We start from the raw sequence: 8,746 nt of genomic DNA on the forward strand, positions 1-8,746 counted from the left end.
GCAACAAGGCGATGCCTGCCTGCCGCTGGCGCCGGTTCAACTGCGCACACTGCGCGACAAAACGGAGCCAGTTGGCTTGCTGCATGATCGGCTCCCTGCGTGGTGGGTATGCAGAGTCAGACAGCGCAGCGCAGGGAAGATTCCGGTATTTCCCCTATTTGCCGATGACAGAGCCAAAAAAAACGACAGGAAAATCCTGTCGTTTCATCGTCACTGCGGCCTTATCGCTGTTATGAAGGCTCCGTTGTCAGCGGTGCCTTGAGCAAGGCGTCCACGGTCGCCATGAATTTTGCGTCGAGCCCGCGCGTGTAGCTGCGCTTGCGGCGGCCTGCGCCGAGTTGGTAATTCAAGCCGTCGGTGATGGCAATCAGCAGGGTCGCACGGTGCAGGCAGTCCGCCATGCTGTAGTGGGGATAAGCGCTGCGGATTAACTGTGCCCCCTCCCGCGTCAAGGTCTCGTACCAGTCGTCCAGCAGGCGCGAGCATTCCTCATCGATCATCGCAAACGAGACGAAATGCCACCACAGCGCCGACGTTTCTGGATTCCTCACTTCGCGCATCGACTGCGCGGCCAGTGCGATGATCCTTTCCTTGGGTGGTAGATTGTTGTCCAAGGCGCGTTGCATCTCGCTCAGGTAGGTCTGGATCACCGGTTCGACAACGGCGCGCAGCACCGACAGCCTGGTCGGGAAGTAATACTGGAGATTGCTGATGCTGATCCCGGCACGGGAAGCAACTTCGCGCAGCGAGAACTCCAGGCTGCCGCCTTCGAGCAGCACCTGCTTTGCCACCTCTACAATCGTATTACGGGTACGCACGCCCTGCGCGCGCAAGCCGCCGTGCGCTGCCTCGCCTGTGGCCTGGCTCGCTTTGCCCCGCTTCTTGCGCACAGGCTTTTCGTCGGATTCTTTTACGTTGGTCATCGTCGTAAGGGATGTGGAAAAGACCTGATTGTTTGGTATGTATACCAAAAAGTCAATCTCACCGGAGTCCGGTGGCCCTCGCCTTGCGATTGACACGGCCATCCAGCATGCCCACCAGTCCCAGCGTGGCCTTGGTGGCGCACCACTGCAGCGGCGCCGGCAGAATCGGCGCGACCTTGCGCTGCAATGCCGCGAACAGCGGATGATCGGCGCCGAGCATGCGCTCAGCAATCAAGTGCCCGAGCAGCGACTGGGGCGCCAGGCCGTGGCCTGAGCATCCGGCGCTAAAGTAGATGTTCCGGTGCGCCCCCGTCACACCGACGACTGGCAGGGCATCGTTGGCGACACTGACATAGCCGCTCCAGCAGGCCCGCACCGCAATATCCTTCAAGGCCGGAAGACGGTCATGCAATGCAACCCTGAGCTCGCCATACGAATCGTAGGCAGGCACATTCGGTGTCCGCGCGCCGTAGGGAGACTGCACGCGCTTGGTGGTCACCAGCAGCGTGTTATGCGGCGTCAGGCGGAAGCTCTCCATGATCCAGTGTGCCGTCATGATGCCTTCCCGTCCTGGCCAGCCCAGGGATTTCAGTTGCGCCGCTGACAGCTGTTCGGTCTCGATCGCCGAAACCCGCAGCGCCACCACCTTGTCGGCAAGCAGTCCATTCTGCGGCGTGTAGGCGTTGCTGGCAAAGAGCATGGCTGGCGCAGTGACGCTGCCGCGCGGCGTTTGCACCTTGATCATCGGGCCCTCGGCGTAGGACAGCATCGGTGTGTTTTCGTACAGCTGCACCCCTGCCTTGATGGCCGCGCGCCGCAAGCCCATCACATATTTTCCGGGATGCAGGGTACCGCCATGCGCCGTACATTCACCAAACAGGAAAGCCGCTGGAATGCCGCGCGCGCGCATCGCCGCCGAGTCCAGGAAGGTCGACTCGAAGCCCAATTCGGCGCCGACCCGCATGCCCTTGCGCAAGCGCTTTTCCTGGGATGGATGAATGGCTGCGCGGATGATGCCCGACTGCCTGTAATCACAGTCGATACCATATTCCTTGAGCTTGCCTTCGACGAAGGTGACCGCGTCTTCGTAGAAGCGGACGATCCGGGCGCCCGTCTCCGGACCGACCTTTTTATGGAACAGTTCGTACTCGATGCCGATGGCGCCAGCCAGGTAGCCGGCGTTGCGGCCGCTGGCGCCAAAGCCCGCAAACTCCCGCTCCAGGACAACCACCCTGACGCCCTTCCCCGCCAGCGCCAGCGCGGCGGAAAGGCCCGCGTAGCCGGCGCCGATGATGACCACGTCGGCGTTGACGTCGCCCTCCAGCGGCGCCTGCATGTCGCCGGGCGTTTCCACCCAGCCGCCCAGCGTACGGTACTTTTCAAGATCGGCTTTCACTTTGGCCTCATCGGCCGAGAAGGCGTAACTGCTTGTGTGCATGATGGTCTCCTTTTCAGCGGACGGTCGCGTAGTGGCCCGCCAGCACCGGCGCGCGCTGGCGCAGCAGGCTGACGCCGAACAGGAACAGCCACAGCGGATGAATCACCAGCGTGATCATCAGGATGGATTCGCCAATATCGTGCCAGCCCACCAGATTGAACGCGAGCTCCAGCATAAACAGGCAGATATCGAACGTGAGCAGGCGGCCAAAGCCCCACTTTTCGCCACGCAGGAAGCGCGCCGCCACGATGCCCCACAACAGCAGCACCGGCGCCTCGGCGTTCCAGATGCCTTGCGCCGCGCGTTGCAGGGTGATCCACAGGGCATCGGCCGCCGGCTTCGCGCCGGCTGTGCTGGCGGCCAGTTCGGCCACTGGCGGCAGCGTCAGACTGAGCAAGCCAGCACCGGTGATCCCCAACACTGCGTAGACGATCAATCCGGCCAGGCCGATGTCCGCCATGGCGCCCATCTTCTGACGCATCGGTTGCCACAGGTAGCCGCCGACCGCCAGGAACGGCACATACCACCCAAGAATATCGGCCCACATCGACAAGCGATACAGATTTTGCGACTCTGCCGAGTACGCCAGCATCCTGGTGGGGTGTGCAAGGACCTCGAAATCAAAGCCGGCCGCCGCGCCGACCAGCACCGCCATGCTCCAGGCGAGTACCGCGCCAAGCACCGCCAGCCAGCCGACCACGGCGCGCGGGTCGTTCGAATTATTTTTTTGTGTCATGTCTCTGCTCCCTTTTCTTTTATTGACGGCTCGCGAGGAAATGCGCGAGGTCCTCAATATCCCCAGGCGAAAGCGCATTGACGACCGCCGGCATCATGCCTGACGCATCCCGGCGCTTGCCGGTCTTGAAGTTGCTCAGTTGATCGACCAGATAGTCGTAGCTCTGCCCGGCCAGGCGCGGATAGGCATCCTTGCCTTCCAGCTGCGGGCCGTGGCAGGCCGCGCAATTGTTGGCCGTGGCCAGCACTGCGCCACGCGCCGCCCGCGCCGGGTCGGCATGGAAGTCCGTATTCGGCTGCGCCTTCATCCGCGCAAAGTTCGTGACCATCGCCTCGAACTCCTTGTCAGTCAGGCTCAGCGCGAATGGCGTCATGGTCGGATCGTTGCGCTCGCCGCTGGCGAAGGCGTGCAGCTGCTTGCGCAGATAGGCTTCCTGCTGCCCTGCCAGGCGCGGATACAGCTGGGTGCGCGCATGGCCTTGCGGACCGTCGTGGCAATAGAAGCAGGAGTCGGTGGCGCGCGGCCAGGGACCCGCCAGCTGCGCGTTTTCACGGGCAATCGTGTCGACTTCCTGACTCACCCGCAGCAGGCCATACAGTTCCGGTCCGTAGCGCAAGCCTGCCACCAGCAGCACGGCCAGCAACATCCCGCCCGACAGCATGAAAAGCTTGCGGCCCCCGCTACGCTTTTTCTCCTTACCCATCATGCCCTCCTTGCCGCGATGGCTTGCAGTGCCTGCAACGCCGCTTTATGGCCGGAACGCACCGCGCCATCCATATAGCCTGCCCAAATGTCGGCCGTCTCCGTGCCCGACCAGATCAAGCGGCCCACCGCCGGATGCAGGGCTGTGCCGTACTTGGTCAGGAAGCCCGGCGGCATTGGCGAGACACAGCTCAGCGTCCATGGGTCCGCCTTGCGCCAGTCGTGCTCGTGGTAGGCCAGCGGATGCAGCGCTTCCTCGCCGAAGGCCTGGGCGTAGATGCGCGACAGCTCGGCCTCGGCCGCCTTCGGGTCGGTCGGCAGCATGCTGATCTGTACGAAGGCGTTGATCACGCCAAACGAGAGATCCTCCGGCGAATTGTCGTAAGCCCATAGGACCGCCCCGCCCGGCTGGAAGATCCAGCCGTTCAAACCTTTCTCGCGCCAGAAGGGCTTCTTGTAGACATGTGCCGTCTTGCGTCCCGGCGCAAAAGCGGGCCAGCGACGCTGCATTTCGCGACGCTGTTCCGGCAATGGCGGGTCGTAAGCGATCTGCTGGCACAGCGCCGGCGACAGCGCCATGATGACGTGACGCGCGCGGATCACGCCTTGCGGCGTGTGAATCGCCACCGGGCCGTTCTGCCACTGCTCGATGCGCTGCACCGGGCTCTTCAGGCGAATCTTGTCGCCCAGCGCCTCGGCCATCTTGATCGACAGGATTTGCGAGCCACCCGAGATGCGGGTTTGCTGGGCGCCGTCCTTTACCGCTTCGAGCCGGTCGTAATTACATTCGGCCGAATTGACCATCGACAACCAGTGCAGCAGCGACAGCCGCGCAGGCGAAGCGCCGCCCGTGATCGCCAGGCCCGCGGACCAGCCGACTTGGTCCGCAGGCTCGATATTCCTTTTGGCCAGCCATTCGCCTACCGACATGCCGTCGAACTCGGCGGCGCGCGGCGACTTCCAAGGCGCGCCACACGGCACGCTTTTCGCCAGTTTTTCCAGTTCGTGCGCGATCTTGGGATCGGTGCCGAATCCGCCCTCGGTGTCGACCGCGGCGCGAGCGCCCTTGGCCAGCAGCGTGGACTTGCCCTGCCAGTAGGTGGGGAAAGTGCCGACACCGAGCTCGCGCGCCAAGTCGGCGACGGCGGTCTGGCCGGGGCCAATCCACTGGCCGCCCGCTTCCGAGAAATAGCCTTTGCCGAGATCATGGTTCAGCGTGCGGCCACCGACGCGGCCGCGCGCTTCCAACACCACGAAAGAATCGCAGCCGGCGCGGCGCAGATCGCGCGCCGCCGTCAGCCCTGCCAGGCCGGCGCCGATGATGGCGACGTCAAGCACGTCGCGCTCATCGCTGGCGGCCACGGCGGCGCTGACCGCCTCGGGCAGAACCGCTGCCGTGGCAGCGACCGTTACGGATGCGGCCATGCCGAGAAAGCCGCGACGGCTGACCCGCCCATGTGCCATGTCCGCGTCTTGAATTTTTACGTCATCGTCCATTACTTTTTCCTTAGCGGCTCGCGATGAATTGTGCAAGGTCGTCGATATCCTGGGCAGACAGCGCCGCCGCCACGGCGGGCATCGCGCCGCTGGCGTCGCGCCGCGCACCGCTCTTGAAGCGCGTCAGCTGCGTCTGCAGATAGCTGTAGCCCTGCCCGGCCAGGCGCGGATAGACGTCCTTGCCCTCCAGTTGCTGGCCATGACAGGCTGCGCAGTTGTTCGCCTTGGCCAGCGCTTCGCCACGCTTCACCTGCGCCGGATCGGCATGGAACGTCGTATTGAGCAAGGGCTTCATCTTCGAAAAGTGCGCGGCCAGCCCGTTTAGCTCACGCTCCGACATGCTCAGCGCCATTGGCGTCATGGTCGGGTCGCTGCGCTCGCCGCTGACGAAGGCCTGGAGCTGCTGCTTCAGATAGGCTTCCGGCTGCGCGGCCAGACGCGGATAAGTCTGGGCACGCGCGTTGCCATTGAGGCCGTGGCAGGACACGCAGGCCTCGCTGGCGCGCGGCCATGGTCCGCCGGTGCGCGTGTTCTCGCTGGCGATCTCATCCAGCTTCTTGCCCAGCTGGATCAGGCCCAGCAGTTGCGGACCGTAGAGGACGGCGGCGACGGCCGTGGCCGCGAGCAGCAGGCCGCCCGTCAGCAGCAGGATGCGCTTGCCGAGGCTGCGCGGTTTGGATGCCTTGCCCATCATGCCCTCCTTCCTGCTACGGCTCGCAGCGCCTGCAAGGCTGCCTTGTGGCCGGAGCGGATGGCGCCGTCCATGGTGGTGATCCAGATTTCGGCGGTTTCCGTGCCCGCCCAGATCAGGCGGCCAATGGACGGGTGCAGCACATCACCGTACTTGGTGAGAAAACCGGGCGGTATCGGCGAGGTGCAGCTCAGCGACCATTGATCCGCCTTGCCCCAGTCGTGGTCGTGATAGGCGACCGGATGCAGCGCCTCTTCACCGAAAGCCTGGGCATAGATGCGCGACAGCTCGGCCTCGGCCGCCTTCTTGTCGGTCGGCAGCATACCGGGATTGATGAAGGCCGAGATCACGCCAAACGAGACGTCCTCCGGGGAGTTATCGAAAGCAAATTGAAGTGGACTGTTGAGTGGAATGACAGCACCGTTGTAGCCTTTCTCACGCCAGAACGCCTTCTTGTAGACGTGCGCCGTCTTGCGCATCGGCGCAAACGCGGGCCAGCGGCGCTGCATTTCGCGGCGCTTTTCCGGCAGCGGCGGGTCGAAGGTTATCTGCTGGCACAGTGGCGGCCCGAGCGCCACGATCACGCTGCGCGCGCGGATCACCCCGCTGGCCGTGTGGATGGCGGCCGGACCGTTTTGCCAGTTCTCGATGCGCAGCACGGGGCTGGACAAGCGCAGCTTGTCTCTCAGCGCCTCGGCCATCTTGATGGACAGGATCTGCGACCCACCCGCGATGCGGCTCTCCTGCGCGCCGTCCTTGATGGCCTCCAGCTTCCGGTAGTCGCAATCAGCGGAATTGATCAGTGAGAGATAGTGCAGCAGGGAGAGCTTGTTTGGCGTGGTGCCTGTCGTCAGCTGCGCGCCCAGCGCCCAGCCGAGCTGATCTTCCGCGCTGAGATTCTTTTTCGCCAGCCAGTCAGCCAGTGACATGGAGTCGAACTCGGCTGCACGCGGCGAGGTCCACGGCGCAGCAGTTGGCACGCTGCGCGCCAAGTCTTCCAGTTCCTTGCGCAATGTCGGATCCGTGGACAAGCCGCCATCGCATTCGACGGTGGCGCGCACATCGCCCGCCAGCATGACGATCTTGCCTTGCCAGTGGGTCAGGAAGGTGCCGACGCCCAGCTCGCGCGCCAGGTCGGCGACGGCCGTCTGGCCCGGACCGATCCACTGCCCGCCCGCTTCCGAGAAATAGCCGTTGCCGAGGTCATGGTTCAGCGTGCGGCCGCCGACGCGGTCGCGCGCTTCCAGCACCACGAAGGATTCGCAGCCGGCGCGCCGCAGGTCGCGTGCCGCCGTCAGCCCGGCCAGCCCGGCGCCGATGATGGCGACATCGAGCACATCGCGCTCATCGCCCGCCGTTGCCAGTTTTGGCAGGACGGCCACAGTCGCACCTGCCGTCACGGATGCGGCCATGCCGAGAAAACCACGACGCGAGAGTTTCGCCTGATCCGGCGCCTCATCCCGCTCAGTAGCAATGTCTTCCATATCATCTCCCAAGTAGTTATTAGTACAGACTACCAAACTTAGGTCAAGAAGACAAACAAAGATTTGAGAATATTTTTCCCCGCTCTTTTCTGTCGTTTTTTTATAGAAGAGTGGCCCGCGCCGCCAAAAATGAAAAAGGCCGCTGATGATGCCAACTGCATCATCAACGGCCTTCTATTTTTTGCTTAAAAATCAGCTAGTTATAGCGAATTCATCATTCCCACTCGATGGTCAATGAGGTGGCTAAGCGCTTGATTTTTCAGTGTTTTCCAAACCATTCAGTTACTGATACCCTCAAAAATACCCTCACCAGCAAAATCCGCTATTGCCGGTTTGTCGCGGCCGGAATGGATGACACTAGTCCGCTTGCTCGCACCTGTCATCCGATTCTTCTGGGCGACAACGCCTTCATTTCAGCACAGCAGCAATCGAAGCGCTCCGATGAATTTAAGGATACGCCGATCTTCAGAGCCACGCTGTCCCCCTTTCACTCGCGTAATATCAGGCCCGCTATAGCGACAGAGACGAAACAATGGGACGCACTTATCTATCTACCGCTTTTACCATGCCCCACATTACCGCCGCTTTTCACGTCTCGAGCAAGACAGTCAGTCGAGCCGTATCGGAATTTAATAAAGCGCAGCTTGCTGTAGATCGAGACGGCAAAGGTTGAGACCGTGTACGAAAGGCGGACCTGACCCCGCCCGCGGTCACATATCGCCGCCGCTTTTCACATCTCGAGCAAAACAGTCAGTCGAGCCGTATCTGCATTTAATAAAGCGCACCTTGCGGCAGATCGAGACGGCCAAGGTTGAGCTCGTGTACGAATGGCGGACCTGACCCCGGCCTGCTCCAGCTCACTGCTCGATCTCAATTTTTCGAGGCGACAAATCGCTTCCCCTTAATAACGTTACTTACATAAAAACCATTACAAACCGGACATAGTTGAGCAACATATCGCAGCGAATGTATCTCGCAGTAACGTGGACAATCTGATGGACGATAAGAAGACTGGGTAATAATAAAAGTGTCTTTCCGCACAAAATCTGGAAGCTTCAATAGCAAATCTGGAATATCACCCCAGCCACACCTCACAAAAATCTGTATATAACCATCTATTTTTATAGAATCACGAACAATTTTGAACGCATCTATTATATATTGAGAGTTCATATTTGCAGTCCAGGTCGCTGCAAGCTTTTGACTACCATCTTCTATTTTGCACCAAACATCAAAATCAATAGGATTATCTACAATTAAACCACTCATAATAAA

The 8,746-nt window shown here is 61.5% G+C and carries 9 protein-coding genes; 1 reads left to right on the forward strand and 8 read right to left on the reverse strand.

All coding sequences use genetic code 11. The features are described 5' to 3' along the window. On the forward strand, positions 1-262 hold a 262-nt coding region (locus CBW66_RS29295), incomplete at its 5' end, for a hypothetical protein (protein ID WP_205701171.1). Here CBW66_RS29295 and CBW66_RS23050 read toward each other — a convergent pair. From CBW66_RS23050 to CBW66_RS28705, 8 genes are all read right to left on the reverse strand, one after another. After that, positions 231-923 (reverse strand): TetR/AcrR family transcriptional regulator, encoded by a 693-nt coding sequence (locus tag CBW66_RS23050; RefSeq protein WP_086139136.1) that lies wholly within the window; start codon positions 921-923, stop codon positions 231-233. The two genes, CBW66_RS29295 and CBW66_RS23050, sit on opposite strands and share 32 nt — an antisense overlap. A gap of 58 nt (positions 924-981) precedes the next feature. After that, positions 982-2,361 carry an FAD-binding oxidoreductase gene (locus CBW66_RS23055; protein ID WP_086139137.1) on the reverse strand — a complete coding sequence of 460 codons (1,380 nt, stop codon included), beginning with the start codon at positions 2,359-2,361 and terminating at the stop codon, positions 982-984. A 13-nt stretch (positions 2,362-2,374) separates the two neighbouring features. Next, on the reverse strand, positions 2,375-3,097 hold the full coding sequence (locus tag CBW66_RS23060; protein ID WP_086139138.1) for a hypothetical protein: 723 nt from the start codon (positions 3,095-3,097) through the stop codon (positions 2,375-2,377). A gap of 19 nt (positions 3,098-3,116) precedes the next feature. After that, positions 3,117-3,803, reverse strand: coding sequence for a c-type cytochrome (locus tag CBW66_RS23065; RefSeq protein WP_086139139.1), 687 nt, complete (start codon positions 3,801-3,803; stop codon positions 3,117-3,119). Continuing rightward, positions 3,800-5,296, reverse strand: coding sequence for an FAD-dependent oxidoreductase (locus CBW66_RS23070; RefSeq protein WP_086139140.1), 1,497 nt, complete (start codon positions 5,294-5,296; stop codon positions 3,800-3,802). Before CBW66_RS23070 ends, CBW66_RS23065 begins: the two co-directional genes overlap by 4 nt. Positions 5,297-5,306: 10 nt before the next feature. Beyond that, positions 5,307-5,990, reverse strand: a complete 684-nt coding sequence (locus CBW66_RS23075; RefSeq protein ID WP_086139141.1) for a cytochrome c — start codon at positions 5,988-5,990, stop codon at positions 5,307-5,309. Further along, the gene (locus CBW66_RS23080) at positions 5,987-7,471 is read right to left on the reverse strand and encodes an FAD-dependent oxidoreductase (RefSeq protein ID WP_086139142.1); all 1,485 of its coding nucleotides are present in this window, start codon (positions 7,469-7,471) and stop codon (positions 5,987-5,989) included. Before CBW66_RS23080 ends, CBW66_RS23075 begins: the two co-directional genes overlap by 4 nt. An 870-nt stretch (positions 7,472-8,341) precedes the next feature. Then, entirely contained in the window at positions 8,342-8,740 is a 399-nt protein-coding gene (locus tag CBW66_RS28705) for a hypothetical protein (RefSeq protein WP_139841689.1), read from the reverse strand. Positions 8,741-8,746: the final 6 nt, after the last annotated feature.

This window comes from Janthinobacterium sp. GW456P, assembly GCF_002127655.1.
GTDB lineage: Bacteria > Pseudomonadota > Gammaproteobacteria > Burkholderiales > Burkholderiaceae_D > Janthinobacterium.

What these genes read in the sequence shown, in the direction of transcription:
- CBW66_RS23050 (WP_086139136.1), bottom strand. Translation starts at nt 923, where the DNA reads ATGACCAACGTAAAAGAATCCGACGAAAAGCCTGTGCGCAAGAAGCGG.
- CBW66_RS23055 (WP_086139137.1), bottom strand. Translation starts at nt 2,361, where the DNA reads ATGCACACAAGCAGTTACGCCTTCTCGGCCGATGAGGCCAAAGTGAAA.
- CBW66_RS23060 (WP_086139138.1), bottom strand. Translation starts at nt 3,097, where the DNA reads ATGACACAAAAAAATAATTCGAACGACCCGCGCGCCGTGGTCGGCTGG.
- CBW66_RS23065 (WP_086139139.1), bottom strand. Translation starts at nt 3,803, where the DNA reads ATGATGGGTAAGGAGAAAAAGCGTAGCGGGGGCCGCAAGCTTTTCATG.
- CBW66_RS23070 (WP_086139140.1), bottom strand. Translation starts at nt 5,296, where the DNA reads ATGGACGATGACGTAAAAATTCAAGACGCGGACATGGCACATGGGCGG.
- CBW66_RS23075 (WP_086139141.1), bottom strand. Translation starts at nt 5,990, where the DNA reads ATGATGGGCAAGGCATCCAAACCGCGCAGCCTCGGCAAGCGCATCCTG.
- CBW66_RS23080 (WP_086139142.1), bottom strand. Translation starts at nt 7,471, where the DNA reads ATGGAAGACATTGCTACTGAGCGGGATGAGGCGCCGGATCAGGCGAAA.
- CBW66_RS28705 (WP_139841689.1), bottom strand. Translation starts at nt 8,740, where the DNA reads ATGAGTGGTTTAATTGTAGATAATCCTATTGATTTTGATGTTTGGTGC.